This window comes from Kribbella sp. NPDC056861 (assembly GCF_040687575.1).
GTDB lineage: Bacteria > Actinomycetota > Actinomycetes > Propionibacteriales > Kribbellaceae > Kribbella.
The window spans coordinates 209,315-226,023 of sequence record NZ_JBFBNQ010000005.1 but is presented as its reverse complement, the minus strand read 5'-3'; the positions used below and the strand labels follow the sequence as shown (position 1 = coordinate 226,023).

General features: G+C 68.9%; 19 protein-coding genes. 8 read left to right on the top strand and 11 right to left on the bottom strand.

Features of this window, described 5'->3' with window-relative positions; all coding sequences use genetic code 11:
* Positions 1 to 7: 7 nt before the first annotated feature.
* Positions 8 to 988, bottom strand: a complete 981-nt coding sequence (locus tag AB0P21_RS25415) for an iron-containing redox enzyme family protein (RefSeq protein ID WP_363699674.1) — start codon at positions 986 to 988, stop codon at positions 8 to 10.
* Positions 989 to 1,069: 81 nt separating this feature from the next.
* Here AB0P21_RS25415 and AB0P21_RS25410 point away from each other — a divergent pair, with 81 nt between their 5' ends.
* Positions 1,070 to 1,276 (top strand): CDGSH iron-sulfur domain-containing protein, encoded by a 207-nt coding sequence (locus tag AB0P21_RS25410; RefSeq protein WP_363699673.1) that lies wholly within the window; start codon positions 1,070 to 1,072, stop codon positions 1,274 to 1,276.
* On the opposite strand, the gene AB0P21_RS25405 is transcribed toward AB0P21_RS25410, so the two are convergent.
* A complete protein-coding gene (locus AB0P21_RS25405) occupies positions 1,277 to 2,242 on the bottom strand; it encodes a TIGR03557 family F420-dependent LLM class oxidoreductase (RefSeq protein WP_363699672.1) in 966 nt (321 codons plus the stop codon).
* 112 nt (positions 2,243 to 2,354) lie between these two features.
* Between AB0P21_RS25405 and AB0P21_RS25400 the strand changes: the two genes are divergently transcribed.
* Together AB0P21_RS25400 and AB0P21_RS25395 are read left to right on the top strand one after the other, a co-directional pair.
* Positions 2,355 to 2,540 (top strand): hypothetical protein, encoded by a 186-nt coding sequence (locus AB0P21_RS25400; RefSeq protein WP_363699671.1) that lies wholly within the window; start codon positions 2,355 to 2,357, stop codon positions 2,538 to 2,540.
* 158 nt (positions 2,541 to 2,698) lie between these two features.
* The gene (locus AB0P21_RS25395) at positions 2,699 to 3,574 is read left to right on the top strand and encodes a serine/threonine-protein kinase (protein ID WP_363699670.1); all 876 of its coding nucleotides are present in this window, start codon (positions 2,699 to 2,701) and stop codon (positions 3,572 to 3,574) included.
* On the opposite strand, the gene AB0P21_RS25390 is transcribed toward AB0P21_RS25395, so the two are convergent.
* A complete protein-coding gene (locus AB0P21_RS25390) occupies positions 3,571 to 4,143 on the bottom strand; it encodes a GNAT family N-acetyltransferase (RefSeq protein ID WP_363699669.1) in 573 nt (190 codons plus the stop codon). The two genes, AB0P21_RS25395 and AB0P21_RS25390, sit on opposite strands and share 4 nt — an antisense overlap.
* 18 nt (positions 4,144 to 4,161) lie before the next feature.
* Entirely contained in the window at positions 4,162 to 4,920 is a 759-nt protein-coding gene (locus AB0P21_RS25385; RefSeq protein ID WP_363699668.1) for an alpha/beta hydrolase, read from the bottom strand.
* An 81-nt stretch (positions 4,921 to 5,001) separates the two neighbouring features.
* Between AB0P21_RS25385 and AB0P21_RS25380 the strand changes: the two genes are divergently transcribed.
* Entirely contained in the window at positions 5,002 to 8,232 is a 3,231-nt protein-coding gene (locus AB0P21_RS25380; RefSeq protein WP_363699667.1) for a family 78 glycoside hydrolase catalytic domain, read from the top strand.
* On the opposite strand, the gene AB0P21_RS25375 is transcribed toward AB0P21_RS25380, so the two are convergent.
* The gene (locus AB0P21_RS25375; RefSeq protein WP_363699666.1) at positions 8,222 to 8,626 is read right to left on the bottom strand and encodes a VOC family protein; all 405 of its coding nucleotides are present in this window, start codon (positions 8,624 to 8,626) and stop codon (positions 8,222 to 8,224) included. The two genes, AB0P21_RS25380 and AB0P21_RS25375, sit on opposite strands and share 11 nt — an antisense overlap.
* A gap of 13 nt (positions 8,627 to 8,639) precedes the next feature.
* Positions 8,640 to 9,383 carry an SDR family oxidoreductase gene (locus AB0P21_RS25370; RefSeq protein ID WP_363699665.1) on the bottom strand — a complete coding sequence of 248 codons (744 nt, stop codon included), beginning with the start codon at positions 9,381 to 9,383 and terminating at the stop codon, positions 8,640 to 8,642.
* An 82-nt stretch (positions 9,384 to 9,465) separates the two neighbouring features.
* Here AB0P21_RS25370 and AB0P21_RS25365 point away from each other — a divergent pair, with 82 nt between their 5' ends.
* Positions 9,466 to 10,134 (top strand): transglycosylase SLT domain-containing protein, encoded by a 669-nt coding sequence (locus AB0P21_RS25365; RefSeq protein WP_363699664.1) that lies wholly within the window; start codon positions 9,466 to 9,468, stop codon positions 10,132 to 10,134.
* A 6-nt stretch (positions 10,135 to 10,140) separates the two neighbouring features.
* Here AB0P21_RS25365 and AB0P21_RS25360 read toward each other — a convergent pair whose 3' ends face one another.
* Positions 10,141 to 11,136: a hypothetical protein gene (locus AB0P21_RS25360; protein WP_363699663.1), complete on the bottom strand. Its 996-nt coding sequence runs from the start codon at positions 11,134 to 11,136 to the stop codon at positions 10,141 to 10,143.
* A 91-nt stretch (positions 11,137 to 11,227) separates the two neighbouring features.
* Here AB0P21_RS25360 and AB0P21_RS25355 point away from each other — a divergent pair, with 91 nt between their 5' ends.
* Entirely contained in the window at positions 11,228 to 11,965 is a 738-nt protein-coding gene (locus tag AB0P21_RS25355; RefSeq protein ID WP_363699662.1) for a lipoate--protein ligase, read from the top strand.
* Positions 11,966 to 11,969: 4 nt separating this feature from the next.
* On the opposite strand, the gene AB0P21_RS25350 is transcribed toward AB0P21_RS25355, so the two are convergent.
* The 4 genes from AB0P21_RS25350 to AB0P21_RS25335 are packed head-to-tail and all read right to left on the bottom strand — an operon-like array spanning position 11,970 to position 15,108.
* On the bottom strand, positions 11,970 to 12,305 hold the full coding sequence (locus AB0P21_RS25350) for an STAS domain-containing protein (RefSeq protein WP_363699661.1): 336 nt from the start codon (positions 12,303 to 12,305) through the stop codon (positions 11,970 to 11,972).
* Complete coding sequence (locus tag AB0P21_RS25345; protein ID WP_363699660.1) at positions 12,298 to 13,056, bottom strand: GAF and ANTAR domain-containing protein; 759 nt, start codon at positions 13,054 to 13,056, stop codon at positions 12,298 to 12,300. The genes AB0P21_RS25350 and AB0P21_RS25345 overlap by 8 nt, the downstream gene beginning before the upstream one ends.
* Before the next feature lie 55 nt (positions 13,057 to 13,111).
* Positions 13,112 to 14,308: a SpoIIE family protein phosphatase gene (locus AB0P21_RS25340; protein WP_363699659.1), complete on the bottom strand. Its 1,197-nt coding sequence runs from the start codon at positions 14,306 to 14,308 to the stop codon at positions 13,112 to 13,114.
* A complete protein-coding gene (locus tag AB0P21_RS25335; RefSeq protein WP_363699658.1) occupies positions 14,308 to 15,108 on the bottom strand; it encodes an alpha/beta hydrolase in 801 nt (266 codons plus the stop codon). Before AB0P21_RS25335 ends, AB0P21_RS25340 begins: the two co-directional genes overlap by 1 nt.
* 120 nt (positions 15,109 to 15,228) lie before the next feature.
* On the opposite strand from AB0P21_RS25335, the gene AB0P21_RS25330 reads away from it, so the two are divergent.
* Together AB0P21_RS25330 and AB0P21_RS25325 are read left to right on the top strand one after the other, a co-directional pair.
* Entirely contained in the window at positions 15,229 to 15,579 is a 351-nt protein-coding gene (locus tag AB0P21_RS25330; RefSeq protein WP_363699657.1) for a hypothetical protein, read from the top strand.
* A gap of 43 nt (positions 15,580 to 15,622) precedes the next feature.
* Complete coding sequence (locus AB0P21_RS25325; protein WP_363699656.1) at positions 15,623 to 16,591, top strand: iron-siderophore ABC transporter substrate-binding protein; 969 nt, start codon at positions 15,623 to 15,625, stop codon at positions 16,589 to 16,591.
* Positions 16,592 to 16,709: the final 118 nt, after the last annotated feature.

Here is a 16,709-nt window from a genome sequence, read left to right as displayed (position 1 = left end):
CTGGCGGTCAGCTGGCCGTGCGGCTCAACGCCGTGCGGTCGGCTTCCCAGCGGCCCAGGAGTTGCTGGGCGAACAGGTTGTCCAGGCCGAGGGAGCAGGCCGCGCCGAAGAGGATGTCGGCCACTGCTTCGGGGTGGTCGTTCGCGTAGCTGTCGCACAGGTCATGAGCCGCGATCTGCTCGTGCACGGCGTCGGCCTCGACGTGCTCGGTGAAGTAGCGAGCAGCCGCCGGGGTGGCGCCGAGTCGCTCCGCGCCACCGGCGTACCGGCGGTTGGGGAGGGTGGAGGTCATTTCGAGCGCGGCGAGGTGGCCGATCAGGGCGCCGACCCAGCGGCGGTGCAGGGCGAACAGCGACATCGCGTTCGAGATCGCCAGGGTGACGGCCGGGACATCCGGCACGTAGCGGCCGTAGGTGAGGTCCAGGCCGAGCCAGCTCATCGTCGAACGGAAGAGCTCCGCGTGCATCCGCTCGGGCCGGCCGCCGCCGTACTCGTCGGACTGGATCTCGACCAGTGCGGTCTTGGCCGCGCCGTCCAGGCGCGGGATGCCGAAGCTGTGCGGATCGGCTTCCTTGAGCTGGTAGACCGACCGGTTGAGGATGAACTCGCGGAACTCCGCGGTGTCGGCATGGCGCTGCAGGTACGCCGCCAGCGACGGGCCGTCATCGCTGTCGATCAGCTCCTTGAGCAGCTGCGAAGGCTTGCCATCGGCAACAGTCGGGTGGAACTCGCCGGTCAGCCACTCGACCCAGGGCTTCTCCAGCTCGGCGCGGAAGGCCAGCACCTCGAGGTCCCACTCGGCTGCGTCGTCGATGCCGTCGAATCCGCGGTAGTGCAGCTCGTAGCAGCACCACAACGCCAGCTGCAGATCGTCGTCGGCCCACGGCTCGCCGCTGGTGACGACGGGAGGCGGTGAGCCGGCCGAGCGACCGGTGAGGTGGCCGAACAGCCACTGGGTGAGGGGCCCGCGCGATGGGGGTAATTGCATGGTGTCTCTCCTTCGGACCAGGCACCGGTACCCGGCGAATTGATGCCCTAAGCACTTTTCGCCGGTGGGTACCGGTACTCCATGACTGACGCACCAGAACCCGGCGCTGCCACCATTCGCGCCTATCCGGACGGTCCGCTGATCGTCCGTGGCGACTTCGAGCTACGCGACGAACACGGAACGCTGATCACGCCGGCCCGCTCCACCATCGCGCTGTGCCGCTGCGGTCACTCGGCCCTCAAACCGCTGTGTGACGGCACTCACTCCGTTCTCAAGAAGCGTCGCTGACTAGCTGCCCGAGCGGCGCAGCTCGGGCAGCACCTCGTCGCGGTAGAGCTTCATCATGTCGATCGAGTGGGGTCCCATGTTGGCGACGTAGATCTCGTCGAAACCGGCGTCGACGTACGGCTTGAAGGCTTCGAGGTGATCCTCGGCCTTGGGGCCGGCGGCAAGCGATCCGGCGGTCTGCTCCCGGGTGACGAGCTCGCTGGCCTGCTCGAAGTGGCGGGGGGAGGGGAGGACCTGGGCCAGCTCGCCGGGCAGGCCGGCGTTGCGCCAGATCCGGTGCGCCTGGTCGACGCCTTCGTCGGCGGTGGGCGCGTAGCTGACCTTGAAGCCCGCCTGGGTCGGCTTGTCGGAGCCGCCGTTCTTGCGGAAGCGTTCGAGCAGCTCGTGGTCCGGCGTGGTGGTGATGAAGCCGTCGGCGATCCGGGCCGCGACATCGGTCGCCTGCGGGCCGAAGCCGGACATGTAGATCGGCAGCGGGGCGTCCGGGCGGGTGTAGATCCGGGCGGTGTCGACCGTGTAGTGCTTGCCGCGGTGGGACACGAAACCGTCCTCGGTCCACAGCCTGCGCATGATCTCGACGGACTCCTCGAGCATCTCCAGCCGGACGTCGACCGTCGGCCACGCATCGCCGAGGATGTGTTCGTTGAGCGCCTCACCACTGCCGATCCCGAGCCGGAACCGCCCGTTCAGCAGTACCGCGCTGGTCGCCGCCGCCTGCGCGATGACGACCGGGTGGATCCGCACGGTCGGGCAGGTGACCGCGGTCGTCACCGGCAGCTCGCACACCTGCGAGATCGCCCCGATCGTCGACCACACGAACGCGCTCTGGCCCTGCTCGTCGTTCCAGGGGTGGAAGTGGTCGCTGATCCACAACCCGTCGAAGCCGGATTCCTCGGCCAGCCGGGCCTGCTCGATCAGTTGCGCCGGGGAGTACTCCTCGCTGGACAGGAAATAGCCGATCTTCACTGCGCCTCCAAAGCTCGTGTTTGCGGCCCGGTGCCCTGCCGACCCCGGTACTACGCATGACGTCCGGAAGCCGGGGTACTGGATCCGCGTCCATCTACCAGGAGGTACTGCGATGACCACCATTCCCCCGATCGTCCCGACCGGGCCCGGCAGTGACCCGAACGAGAACCCGGATCTGGTCGACCCGGGCCTGGGAAACCCGGACATCGGTGACCGGCCGGGCGACGACAGCCCGCTGTCGATCCCGGAGCCCAGCCCGGACGACGAGGACCCCAACGAGCAGCTCCCGCGCGACTGACTCGGCGAACCCGCACCACGTCGAGTCGCGAGCGCTCAGCCGGATCAGTTGCCGACAGCATGTTGATTTGGTTGCAGCCTCGTCTCGACGCGGGAAGTTTCGTTGCTTGATCGCGCTATCGGGTACCTGGCGACTCACTGAGTCGTCAGGAGGTGGCGATGCGCATCGCGGACCGGTACGAACTCGAGACCGTCATCGGGCACGGCGGGATGGGCGAGGTCTGGCGCGCCACCGACGAGGTGCTGACCCGGCCGGTGGCGGTCAAGCTGCTCAAGCAGGGCACGACGGACGACGAGTCGGCCGAGCGGTTCCACCGCGAGGCGCAGGCTGCGGCGGTGGTGAACAACCCGCACGTGGTCGGCGTCCACGACTTCGGCCCGTACGACGAGAGTTTCTACCTCGTGATGGAGCTGGTGGTCGGGAAGACGCTCGCGGTCGCGCTGCGGCAGGGCGGTCCGTTCAGCCCGCCGCTGGCCGCCAGGATCATCGCTCAGGCGGCGGAAGGGCTGGCGGCCGCGCATCAGCAGGGCGTGGTGCACCGCGACATCAAGCCGAGCAACCTGTTGATGACCGCCGACGGGACGATCAAGGTCGCCGACTTCGGGATCGCCTGCTTCCTCAGCGACGGGCCCGAGGAGCCGGCCAAGAACGGCGGAATCCTCGGCACCAGCTACTACGTCGCGCCGGAGCGGGCGGCTGCTGGTCCGGTCGGCCCAGCAGCCGACATCTACTCGCTCGGCTGCGTGCTCTACCAACTGCTCACCGGTGACCCGCCTTTCGTCGCCGATACCCCCACCGGCGTACTACGGCAGCATCTGGTCGGCGTCCCGGTCCGTCCTGCCCGGCTGGAGCGAGGCTTCCGGCACTACCTGATGCGCATGCTCGCGAAGAGTCCGGCCGACCGGCCCGATGCCGAGGACGTGGCCGCCTGGTGCTGGCAGACCTACCTGGAGGCGCCCACGGACTCCATGCCCCAGCAGCTCCCACCTCATCACGCAGCCGCTCCTGCCCTCACCGAAACCATCGCCGGCTAGCTCAGGTCGAGGCGCATCAGGATCCTGGGATGCCCGGCCAGGACCGACGTGGTGTCGGCGGCCTTGCTGAACCCGGCCCGTTCGAAGTTCTTGCGCAGACCGGCGTAGGCCATCGTCAGGTCGACCTTGGCGTCGCCGTTGTCGAGCGGATAGGCCTCCACCATCGGGGCGCCGTTCTCGCGGGCGAACTCGACCGCGCCGGTGATCAGGCTGTGCGAGATGCCTTGTTTGCGGTGCCCGGGCCGGACCCGGACGCACCACAGCGACCAGACCGGCAGGTCGTCGACGTGCGGGATCTTGCGGTTGGTCGCGAACGACGTGTCCGCCCGCGGCGCGACCGCTGCCCAGCCGACCGGAGTGTCGCCGTCGTAGGCGAGCACCCCCGGTGCCGGATCGGCCTTGCACAGCTCGGCGACGTACTCGCCGCGCTCGGGACCGCGCAGTTCGTTGTTGAGCTTGGACGGAATCCGGTAGCTCAGGCACCAGCAGACATTGGACTTCGGGGCCTTCGGACCCAGGACCGCCCGCACGTCCTCGAAATCCGCCGCCGGTCGCACCTCGATGCTCATCCGCCTACGGTAATGGGATCAACGGACAGTTTCGAAGAACTCCCGGACGACGGCAGGGTCATCGATCCCGTGCGGGTGATGATCGCCGCCCGGCCGGACGACGGCGCGCGCCGGACCGCCGAGTTCGGCGTACCGGGTCAGCAGTACCTCGGAGTTTTCGTGAGCCGGCACTGATCGATCGGCATCTCCGTAGCCGACCAGCAGTGGGATCCCGGCCGTGGCGAGCGGCGCGAGCTTGCTGATCGGGCTCGCGGCAACCACGGCATCCAGGTCATCCGGGGCGAATCCATAGACGCTCAACAGGCGCTGCCACTCGGCCGGAGCACCTGGCGCGTCGCCGAGCCCACCCGGCCAGCTGCGCAGGTCGCAGACCGCGTTGTCGAGATAGATCCCGCTCACGCACTCAGGATGCTGGGCGGCCCAGGAAACCGCATACAGCCCGCCGCGGCTCAGCGCGATCACGCCTGGCCGCGGATCGAAGCCCAACTCGTCGATCACCAGCCGGTACGCCGCCCACCACGCCGCCATTGCCACCGGGTCGCCGAACCGATCCGGTACGCCGACGTAGACCAGATGCCACCCGGCATCCAGCATCGCCCGGTCCGCGTCGTCGAAGGCGCCCAGGAACTCCGCGCGCCAGATCCACGGCACTCCCGCTGCCGCCTCGACTCCGGTGGGCGGAGCGATCACCTGGACCAGGTGGTCGCCGACCTCGCGCGTGTAGCGGGGGTAGCGCTCCTGGTAGGTCCCGTCAGGTGTCAGCGACTCAAGCAGCATGAGGTCACCCTACGAGGCAGCGCTGGCCGCATTCGGTCAAAGGCTTTGGCGGGGTGCGGGCGGCGGTGTGAGGTGGTGGGCATGCCGCTGAAGCCCCGCTCCCTGCCCCGCCTGTTCGGAGGTCTCGTCGTGGCGATCGTGACGAGTGGCCTGCTGTCGACCGCCGTTCCCTCGCCGCAATCTGCCGCTGCGGCGACGGCTGCCGCGCGGCCGAGCGTGCGATACGGCTCGTTGGACGTGGCCGGCTGGGACGACGGGTTGGTCGGTGAGGCGCGGCCACGGTTCTCCTGGGTGATGGAGAACTCCGGCCGCGGCGAGTTCCAGACGGCGTACCGGATCGAGGTGCAGGACGCGCGGAGCGAGGTGGTCTGGGACTCGGGCGAGGTCGCCAGTCGCGAGACCACCCTTCGTCCGTACGGCGGAACCGCCCTGGCCGCCGGCACGGACTACACCTGGCGCGTGCGGGTGCGGAACAAGGACGGCAACCGATCGGGCTGGTCGGAGCCGTCCAAGCTGAGCACCGGGTTGTTCGACCTCAGCGACTGGCACGCGTCGTGGCTGGCGGTGCCTGACCGGCAGCGGGCTCGCACCGAGTTCCCGCTGGCCGGCCCAGTACGGAAGGCGGTCCTCTACCTGGCGGCACAGGGCAGCGTCGTTGCGCGGATCAACGGCAAGCCGGTCTCCGACGAGGTGCTCGGCAGCACCTGGACCGATTGGGGCCAACGCACCCTGTACCGCGGGGTCGACGTCACCAAGCTGGTCAAGACCGGCGCCAACGCTCTCGGCCTGACCGTTACCGCGGGCCACACTCAGGAGGGTGCGCCGACGATCAACGCGATGGCGCAGCTCGACGTGGTCGACAACCGCGGCGTACGACGCACGCTGGTCAGCACCGGCGCAGGTTGGCGTACTGCGCCGAGCCCGCTCACCAGGGTCGATCCGTACCGCGGTGAGAGTGTCGACGCCCGCCTGGAAACCAAGGGCTGGGACAAGCCGGGCTTCAACGATGCCAGCTGGACGGCCGCCAAGGTGACCGCTCCCGTGGTCGGCGCTCCACTGCTGTCGACCGCCTCCAGAGTGGTTGCCAGCGCCAAGGACGACGTCGCCTGCTGCGGCTGGTCGGCCAGCGCGCTGAACGACGGAGTCCTCAGCTCGCAGACCGCCCGGGATCACCCGCAGGGCTACCACTCGACCCTGAGCAGCACGCCGGACGAGCAGAAGTGGGCTCAGCTGGATCTCGGCGCGGAGCACCGGATCGGCTCGGTCGAGCTGTACCCGGCCAGCCCTACCAACGACCCCGAAGGCAGCTTCCCTGGCGCAGGCTTCCCGGTGCGCTATCGGGTCGAGGGCAGCAACGACCCGACCTTCGCGACCTCCGAAGTACTCGTGGACCGGACGGCCGAGGACCAGCCCAACCCCGGTACGTCGCCAGTGGTCCTGCCGGTTCAGGCAACGGCTCGCCACCGCTACGTGCGGGTGATCGCGACCAAGCTCCGCCAGACCAAGAGCAGCTTCGACTTCCGCCTGGCCGAGCTGCTGGTCCGCGGCCGCGCCGACGAACCAGGCTGGGCGCTGACGAAGCTCGAAGCCGACCCCACCCCGCCGATGCGAGTGGTGCAGACGGTGAGCCCGGTGAGCAGCAAGACAGTTGCCCCCGGCGTACAACTCTTCGACTTCGGCCAGAACTACGCCGGTTGGGTGCAGCTCACCGCGTCCGCGCCGACCGGGACCCAGGCCCGCGTGTACGCCGGTGAGGTGCTCGACGCCGCCGGCCGGGTGACGACGGCCAACCTCGACTTCGCGCCGGGGGAGGAACCGCGCCAGGACTACCGGTACACATTCAGCGGAACCGGGACGGAGACCTGGGAACCGCAGTTCGTCTACGCCGGTTTCCGGTACGCCGAGGTCTCCGGCCTGCCTGCGGGTACCGAGCTGACGGTTCGGGCGCGGGTGGTGCACACCGATCTGCAGGGCAAGGCGGAGCTGGACCTCGGCGATCCGGTGCTGCAACGAATCAGCGCCGCGATCCAGCGCACCCAGCTCAACGCGATGCACGGACTGCCCGAGGACACCCCGACGCGGGAGAAGAAGGGCTGGACCGGGGACGCGCTCTCCGGGGTCAGCTCGATCATGACGACTTTTGACGCGGACACCCTGTACCGCAAGTACCTGGGGGACATCCAGACCAGTCTGTCGCCGGCCGGCGGGGTGTCGTCGGTGGTGCCGAGCCGGGGATTCGGGGCGACGTACAAGGTCGATCCGGCCTGGGGTTCGGCTTATCCGGTGATCGTGTGGACGCACTATCTGCAGCAGGGTGATCCGGCCGTGCTGAGGCAGCACTACGACGACCTCGCGCGCTGGGTCGGGTACCTGGCGACCGTTGCCGACGGCGACCACATCGTCGTTCGGCCGGAGACGAGCTGGGGCAACGACTGGCTGTCCATCCAGTCGACGCCGCCGGAGCTGTTCCACACCGGCTACTACCTGCGCAGCGTGCGGATCCTGGCCGACATCTCACGGGCGCTTGATCGAACTGCCGACGCGGCGCGGTACGACGTACTGGCTGCGGCGATCGGGGACGGGTTGAATCGGCGGTTCCTGTCGCGGGACACCGCGTCGTACGCCAACGGGAGTCAGTTCGCGAACGCGTTCCCGTTGCTGCTGGGCGTGGTACCTGCCGAGCTGAAGGACCGGGTGCTGCAGAACCTGATCGGGGATATCCGTGCCAAGGGCAACCACTTGACGTCCGGGTTCGTCGGCACCCAGCCGATCATCCAGACCCTGCACGCCTATGGTCGCGACGACGTCGTCCTCGACCTGGCCGAGCGCGAGGACTACCCGAGCCTCGGCTACATGGTTGCCAACGGCCCGGGCACTATCTGGGAGCGCTGGGACAAGACCCAGGCACCCGAGGGCACCTCGTCGAAGGACCATCCCGCCCTGGGCGGCGGAATGGAGGAGTGGTTCTACCAAGGCCTCGCGGGCATCCAGCCGCTCGAGCCCGGCTACCGCAAGGTCTCCCTCGCGGTGCCGGACCTGCCGGACCACGACCACGCCGCCGCCTCGGTGGAGACCCCACTGGGCACCGTGACCTCCGACTGGACCCGAACCGAATCCAGCCTCACCCACCGCGTCGAGATCCCGGTCGGCGCCACCGCCGAAGTCCGGCTCCCCACCACGAACCCCGCCGCGATCTCGGAGCGCGGACACCCCTTGGACCGGACCGACGGAGTCCAGCAAGTGGTCACCAAGGACGGCCACGTGGTCGTGACGGTCGGCTCGGGAACCTACGACTTCACCGTCACCCGATGACGTGCTGCCAACTCTTGTAGACGAACTCCAGGCTGTAGCCGTCCGGGTCGAGGACGTTGGCGGCGTAGTACCGAGGGTCGTAGTGGAGGCGGGCGCCGGGCGGCCCGTTGTCGATGGCACCCGCGGCGAGCGCCGCGGCGTAGGCGGCTTGCACAGCCGCTTCGCTGTCGGCGACGAAGCCGACATGCGTCGCGCGACTGTCCGCCTCGCCGGGACGCAGCCAGAAGAAGATCTTGCCGTTGGCACCGAAACCCTTGAGGTCCGGGTGACCGGGCGGGCCGTCGGCTCCGTCGTAGTCGACCCGGGTGGTGATACCGAGTGGGGTGAGTGCCGCTGTGTAGAAGGCGATCGAGCGGTCCAGGTCGGGGACCGAGATGAAGACGTGGTCGAGCATGGGGTGCCTTCCGTCAGATGTTGAAGCCGCCGGAGATCTCGATGTTCTGGGCGTTGACCCATTGGGTCTCGAGGGAGAGCAGGGTGGCGATCACCGTAGCGACCTCCTCTGGTTCGCCGACTCGGCCGAGGGCTGTCTGGCCGGCCAGCAGGGTCTCGAACTCGTCGTTGAGTCCGCCGCCCAGCTCGGTGCGAATGGCGCCGGGGGCCACTGAGTTGACCCTGATCCGGCGTTCGCCGAACTCCTGGGCCATGTAGCGGGTGAGGACCTCGAGACCGCCCTTGAAGCTGGCGTACGGAGCGACGCCGAGGGTCGCCACCCGGGTGGTGGCGCTGGTCAGGTTGACGATCTGGCCGCCGTCCGCGAGCAGTGGCAGCAGCGCCTGGGTGAGGAAGAACGGTCCCTTGAGGTGCACGGCGAAGAGGCCGTCGAACTCGGCCTCGGTGACGGTGGCGATCGACTTGAAGAGGCCGTAGCCGGCGTTGTTGACCAACTGGTCGAAGTCGTCGCGGCCCCAGGTCTCGCGCAACGTCGTCCGGACGGTGTCGGCGAAGGCGGGGAAGGTGGAGCTGTCCGCGACGTCCAGCTTCAGCGCGACCGCCTGGCCGCCGTCCGCGGTGATGGTCTTGACGATCGCCTCGGCCGCGGCCGGGTTGTTGTTGTAGGTGAGGATGACGCCGGTACCGCGCTGGGCGCAGGCGAGTGCGGTGGCCGCGCCGATACCGCGGCTGCCGCCGGTGATGATCACGATGCTCATGACTCGAGTCAACGCGGAGCCGGCCAACGGCGGAAGGGTGAGTCTTCCTGGGTGCCGCGCACCCAGCCAGTAGGGTCGTGGGGTGGGCAAGGGTTGGTGGTGGCTCGCGGCCGGCGCCGTCGTGGTCGGTGCGTGGGCGGCGCGCGGAGGCGACTCCGGGCAGAGTGCCGCGCCGGAGAAGAGCGCCTCACCTCGGGTCACGGTGTCGGAGGAGGCGCCGAAACCGACTCCGACTCCGAAGGCCACGCCGAGTGCGGAGGTGTGGTTCGAGGACTACGACCCGGCGCACTTCGCGGTACAGGTGAAAAGGTCGGCGCGGAAGGCGGGGATCAGCCCGCAACTGCTGATGGCGATCCTCTACAACGAGGACTACAAGCCGCACAAGCCCGACTTGGAGCGCTCCTGGCAGCGGTTCAAGCCCGACGCCTCCTTCGGGATCGCCAACATGCATCGCGCGGCCTTCGACCAGACCAAGCGCGGCCGGTTCGCCCGCCGGAGTTGGGAAGAGTTGCCGGACCACCCCGACCTCGCGATCGAGGCGGCGGCCTGGCATCTCCACGACCTCGCGGCCAGGCTGCCCAGCCGCCGGCGCGGCACCTTCACCAAGGACGAACTGCTTGCCCTCGGCTACAACACCGGCGCCGGCAACATGCGCGCCTTCGCCACCGGCGCGAAGCCCGGTCGGCAGGCGCAGTCCTATCTCGATCGGCTGCACGACAACTGGGACAAGTCAGCGACCGCCGTCAAGTAGCCCCGGCTAGCAGTTCAGCGTGCCGGAACGAAGTGCGTGCTTGCTCGTGTTGCCGTCGTCGGCCCACAGCACCGTCCTGCGGCCGCCCGAGCACGTCGACGCAGGCGCGATCGCGAAACCCTCGTTGTTGAGGTTCGCCATCCCGGACGGCCTGCTGTACGTCGCGGTGACCGCGAACTTGCCCTGAGCGTTGAGATCCAGCGTTGTCGACTGGCCGCTGCAACTGTTGTCACACACGGCCCAGAGGTGCCCGGTCCCGGGATCGAACTCGAGATCCATCACCGTCGAGAAGCCGCTCGTGAAGCTCGCCACCCGGGTGTAGCTGTTGCTCGTCTGGTTAAAGGCGTAGGCGTAGACCGTGCCGTTGTCCTCCAGGCCCACGAAGTACAGGCCGGTGCCGTGGCCGGGGTAGCTGCCGGCGGAGTACGCCGCACCGGTCCGCTCGTCCCGGAAACCGTGGGAGGTGAGGAAGCTGTCGGGGATCCAGGAGATGGCTTCCAGACCGTCGTTCGACCCGACGTCGGGCAGGTCGGAGGTGAGGTCCCACTCGCGGGTCGCGGTCAGCGTGGAGGCCGTCGAGGTGGGGTCGAAGCGCAGCACCTTGAGCAGGCTGGTGTCGCCGTCATCGTCGTCGCGCTCTGTGGAGACGACCAGGCCGTCGGGGCTGACGACGATGCCCTCGGCGTCCGGCACGCCCTGGCCGTTGCCGTAGCGCAGCGTCTTGCCGCCACTCGGGTCCGGCTTCCAGAGCGAACCGTTCGGCACCAGCCGGTAGACCTTGCTGGGACCGTTCTGGACCGCCCAGACCACGCTCGCGCTCTGGTACGACAGTCCGCTCAGGTTGGTGCCGAACACGTTGCTGCCATCGGCGGTCGCGACAGCTGATCCGCCTGGCCAACTGGTCGCCGCCGGAGCGCTCCAGCTGGACGGCGTACCGGCCACTGCGAGTCCTGCGACGGCCAGAGCGGTGACGGCGGAGCGTGCTTTGCCAAGCCAGTTCATACGAGTCCTCTTCTCGAAGGCGGTGCCAGTGAGCCTGGCACCTACCGGCGGCCACCGATTGAACACGCGAAGTACATGACACGATGCCTGGGTGCGTTTCTATTCAGGTGCGGCGGCTGACGGGGCGATGGAGCTCGCGCTCGCCCATGCGCTGGTAGGGCGGGCGTCCAGCGGTGAGCTCACCGAGGCGGTGCGGATCTATCGGCCGTCGGCGCCGGTGGTGGTGTTCGGGCGGCGGGACACGCGGTTGCCGGGATTCGAGGCTACCGTGCGGGCGGCTCGGTCGGCAGGGTTCGAAGCAGCTGTGCGGGCCGTCGGCGGCCGGCCGGTTGCCTACACCTCGCAAGCGTTGGTGATCGATCACGTCAAGCACGAGCCGCTGGCGCCGGAGGGGCTGGAGAGCCGGTTCCAGTACTTCGGTGAGCTGTACGCCGGCATCCTGCGGGAATCAGGCGTCGACGCGCGGGTCGGAGCAGTGCCGGGTGAGTACTGCCCGGGCGCGCACAGCGTCAACGCGCGGGGTGTCGTCAAGCTGGTCGGCACCGGACAGCGGGTGGTCCGGAACGCGTGGTTGTTCAGCGCGCTGGTGGTGACCGGCGGCGACGACGTACTCCGCCCGCTGCTGGCCGAGGTCTACGGGCTGCTCGACCTCCCCTTCGACCCGGCGTCGGTCGGGTCACTGGCGACCGAGGTGCCCGGCTTCGACCTGGATGCGTTCGAGGAGCGGGTGGTCGCGGCGTACGGCGTACTGGGGCCGCTCGAGCGATCCGACCTGGAGGACGCGACCACCGAGCTGGCGGCCTCGATCGTGGCCGACCACCAAGCCTGACAGCTCAGGCCTGAGCCGGTACGTCGGGGACAATGTGCAGCAACCGGTGCAGCATGGTCAGCTTGATCGACGTCTCGATCTGCGGGCGGAGGCGAGCCAGGCTCAGCCGCCCGCCCGCTTTCTCGGTCAGTTTGTGCAGCCGCACCAGCGCCCCGAGGCCGGACGAGTCGCAGAACACCAGCTCGGCCAGATCCAGGATCAGCGTGCGCCCGGCCTCGGCCGGCGGCGCCACCGCCTGCTGGAAGGCGGCCGTGGTGCCGAAGTCCAGCTCGCCCGCCACGGTGATCACCACGTCCGCTCCGCGATCCAGCACACCGACCGAGAGCAGCTCGTCAGACACTGCTGGTCCCGCGCAGCCTCCGGGTGCCGACCAGCTCCTGCGCGACGTCGCGGAGCTTGATGTTGTTCTGCTGGGAGTAGCGCTTGAGGATCTCGAACGCGCCGTCGTCGTCCACCGCGAAGCGTTCCATCAGGATGCCCATCGCCTGGCCGACCAGTTTGCGGGCGTCCACCGCGGCCAGCATGGTCTCGCCGGCCCGCGCCGAGGCGACCGCGATCGAGGCGTGCCGGGCCAGGATGTGCGCGATCGCCTCGTCGTCCTGGCTGAACCCGTTCGGCTCGAGGTTGAACAGCGACAGCACGCCGATCAGCTGCTCGCTGACCCACATCGGCACATGCAGCGACGACTGCACCCGGTACTGCGTCAGGTGCGCGGCCCAGCGCGGCCAGCGGGTCTCGGTGGTGACATCGGAGACGAGGACCGTCACCCCTTCGCTGAGTGCGGTCAGCAGCGGGCCCTCACCCAGGTCGGCCTGCAACTGGTAGATCTCGGTGACCAACTCGTCGGTCACCGCGGCGATCTCCCGGCTGCCGCGCACCGTCAGCGTGACACCGGCATACGCGCAGGCCTCGGCCTGCAGGGCGAACTGGACGACCGCCTCGACCGTCTCGTCGATGCCGCCCGCCCGGTGCAGCTCTACCGCGAGGCGCGCGAAGGTAGCTGCTCCTGGCGCCTCTTGGGGATCCACCAGCGTCGAGACGGCCGGCTGGTCCACACTTCGAACGCCGGGGAGTCGAGCTGCGTGTTCCATGCGCCCCATGATGCCCCTCTTTCGGCCGGTGTTCCGGCCGCGGCGCGTAAATAGGTCATAGACCGTTGCCCGGGCGACTTGGCGCTCCGAGGGCGAGCAGGGCGGTGTCGTCGGTGAGGCGAGACCCGAACCCGGCCAAGATGTCGGAGAGTGCCTCGACGAGTGCGGCTGGTGACGTCCCGGCGTAGTGGATGGCAAGCGTTTGCAGGGCTTCTGAGCCGTAGAAGTCGTGCTTGCCGTCGACCCGGGCCTCGGTCAGTCCGTCGGTGTAGAGCAGCAACTGGTCGCCGGGTTCGAGAGTGATGTCGGTGTGCGGGAACCGTGAGTCCGGCAGGATGCCGATCAGCGTGCCGTCGAGGCTGTGCAGGTAGTCGGACCGCCCGTCGGCGCGGATCAGCAGCGGCGGCGGATGACCGCCCGACGCGAACCGTACGGCGATCTGCCCGGTGGCGGGATCGGCGCGCAGGGTCCCGAAGACGGCCGTGCAGTAGCGCGGGTCGCCACCGACGTACCGCTCGTGGAGTACCGCGTTGAGGGTGTTCAGCGCGGTCGCCGGATCGTGCATCGCGGCGGCCCGCAGGGTGTAGCGGGCCACCGACGTGACGGCGGCCGCGGCGGGGCCTTTGCCGCACACGTCGCCGAGGAAGAACGCCCAGCGCTCGTCGTCGATCGCGAAGATGTCGTAGAAGTCGCCGCCGAGCTGATCGGGCGAAGCGGTGTGGTAGTACGCCGCGGTCCGAACGCCCGGCACCTCCGGCATAGTTGCCGGTAGCAAAGATTCCTGGAGGACGGCCAACGCGTCCTGCAGCCGGGCCCGGTCCTGCTCGGCCTGCCGGCGAGCCTGGTCGGCGGCCTGGCGCTCCCTCAGCAGCTCTTCTTCGTACGCGCGCCGGATCTGCGCGTCGAAGACGGTGGTCCGGATCAGCAGCGGCCGGCCGGCGTCGTCGTACTTGATCGCCGAGGAGACCAGGACCGGCATCCGTACGCCGTCGCGCAGCTTGAGCTCGAGGGCGACTCCGCTGACCTCACCTTGCAGCTGGAGCAGGGGAGCGAGATGCGTCTCGTGGTAGAGCTTGCCGCCGATCGTCAGCAGGTCGGTGAACCGCAGTTGGCCGACCACTGCCTCCCGGGTCTGGCCGAGCCAGCCGAGCAGGGTGGCGTTGGCCTTGACGATCGTGCCGTCCAGTGAGGTGGAGAGATGGCCGCAGGCAGCGGTCTCGTAGGCCTCTTCGGCGCTGTCCTCGACAGACATCACAGCTTCGCGAGGAAGCTGGTGATCGCCGCGTTGGTCGCGTCGGGTGCCGACAGATGAGGGCAGTGGCCGGTGGCGTCCAACGTGACGAGGGTCGAGCCCTGGATGGCTGCCTGGACGTAGGCGCCGACCTGGGGCGGCGCGATCACGTCCTGGGTCGACTCGAGGATCAAGGTCGGCACCCGGACCGTGGCCAGGTCCGCGCGCGAGTCGGACAGGAACGTGGTGCGGGCGAAGACGCGAGCCATCGTGGGATCGGTGGCACAGAAGCTGTTGGTCAGCTCCTCGCCGAGCTGCGGGCGGTCCGGCGTACCCATGATCGCGGGGGCGATCGCGGCGGACCAGCCGAGGTAGTTCGACTCCAGGGAGCTGAGCAGCTCGTCGATGTCCTCGGTGCTGAAACCGCCGTGGTAGTCGCCGTCGTTGACGTAACAGGGGGAGGGAGCGACCATCACGAGGGCGCTAATGCGCTCCGGCGCCTTCCGGGCGGCCAGCACGGCGATCATCGCGCTGACCGAGTGCCCGACCAGGACGGCGTCGGTCAGGTCGAGTGCCGCGCAGACCTCGACCACGTCGTCGGCGTACCCGTCGAGGGTGGAGTAGCGCGACTCGTCGAAGGCCGCCAGTTCGGAGCGGCCGGAGCCGACGTAGTCGAACAGGACGACCCGGTGGTCCGCGGTCAGCGCGGGGACGTTCAGCCGCCACATGTTCTGGTCACAGCCGAACCCGTGCGCCAGAACGACCGTGCGCCCGTCCGGATTACCGGTCACGACGACGTTGTTCCTCCGTACGATGTCCACGACACCATCTTCGCAGCCCGCGGCGCCGACACAGGGGAGCGGTGTGCCTGTGCTGCCGCGACCTGGCATGGTGGGTCATGCTGTCGAGTGAGGCGGGACCGATACACGGGGAGGACCCGAGTGAGCGAGACCGAGACCGGGACGGCGGAGCCGCCCGGCGAGATCGTGCTGTCGACGGCCGGTGAGACCGTCACCGTGACGGTGGCGGGCACGATCGACGTCCGGCTGGCCGTGGCCCTGCGCAAGGTTCTGCAGGAGGTCGCGAACCGGCGGCCCAGGACACTGCGCCTGCATCTCCAGGTCTCCGTCGACGGCGCCGAACTGGTGGCCCGGATCGTTCGCGAGACCCAGGCCCGCTACCACTCGGCCCGGCTCCGCTTCCTGGTCGCCACCCCGGATCCCGCGGTACTCCGGCTACTGGCCGGCGCCCGGATCTCGGCCGAGCTGCAGCCGATGCCGTCCGTCGGCTGACGCGCTTGATCCGAGCAAGTTAGGTCAGGCTAGCCTTAGCCGCATGAGATTTCTGCGGACTACGGGTCTGGTCGGTTCGGCGGTCCTGCTGGTGGCGGTGGCGGGATGTGGCGCCGATGGCGGGAAGGACGACGCGGCCGGCGGTACGTTCGCCAAGGTGTCGACCAAGTTCGGGGAGATCTCGATCCCGGCCGAGCCCAAGCGGGTGGTGGCGTTGGGGTGGGGCGACGCGGAGACCGCGCTCGCGCTGGGGGTCGAACCGGTCGGAGTCAGTGACTGGCTGGCGTTCGGCGGCGACGGGCTGGGTCCGTGGGCGACCACGCGGTACCAGCAGGCGCCGGAGAAGATCGGCACGCTGGAGCCCGAGTTCGAGAAGATCGCGGCGCTGAAGCCGGACCTGATCCTGGACACCAAGTCGAGCGGCGACCAGACCCGGTACGACACCCTCAAGGGGATCGCGCCGACGATCGGCGTACCGGCCGGCGGTGACGCGTACAAGGTGTCGTGGGAGAAGCAGACCGAGTTGGTCGCCGCGGCGCTCGGGCGGGTGGACCAGGGCAAGCAGTTGATCGCGGCCACTAAGGACAAGTTCGCCAAGACGATCGCGGCGCATCCGGAGTTCGCCGGCAAAACGGTCACGCTCGGCTCCCGGACCAGCGATGGGTACGGCGCCTACGTCGGTGGCACCGGCCGGGTCGACTTCGTCCAGCGGCTCGGCTTCACCAACAACCCGAGGGTTGAGGCGAAGGCGACCGACGGCTTCTCGATCAAGATCTCGCAGGAGCAGCTCGACCTGCTGGACGCCGATCTGACCGTGATGGCGCCGATCGGGGTGGACGCCTCGACGATCAGCGACGACCCGCTGTTCAAGGCGGTGCCGTCGGTCAAGGCCGGTCGCGTGGTGGTCTTCACCGACAAGACGCTGAGCAGCGCCTTCGCCACGGATTCGATCCTGTCCATCGGCTACGCCCTGGACAAGGTGGTCCCGCTGTTCGCCGCGGCGCTGCGCTGACGAGTTTATTACCGGAGGAAAGTTAATCCTCGCGCACTCTTGACATAACCTCCGGCGGCCTTCAGGGTTCCTATATCGTATCCGATTTGCCCGGTGACCCACCCGGGGGTCGGACGCT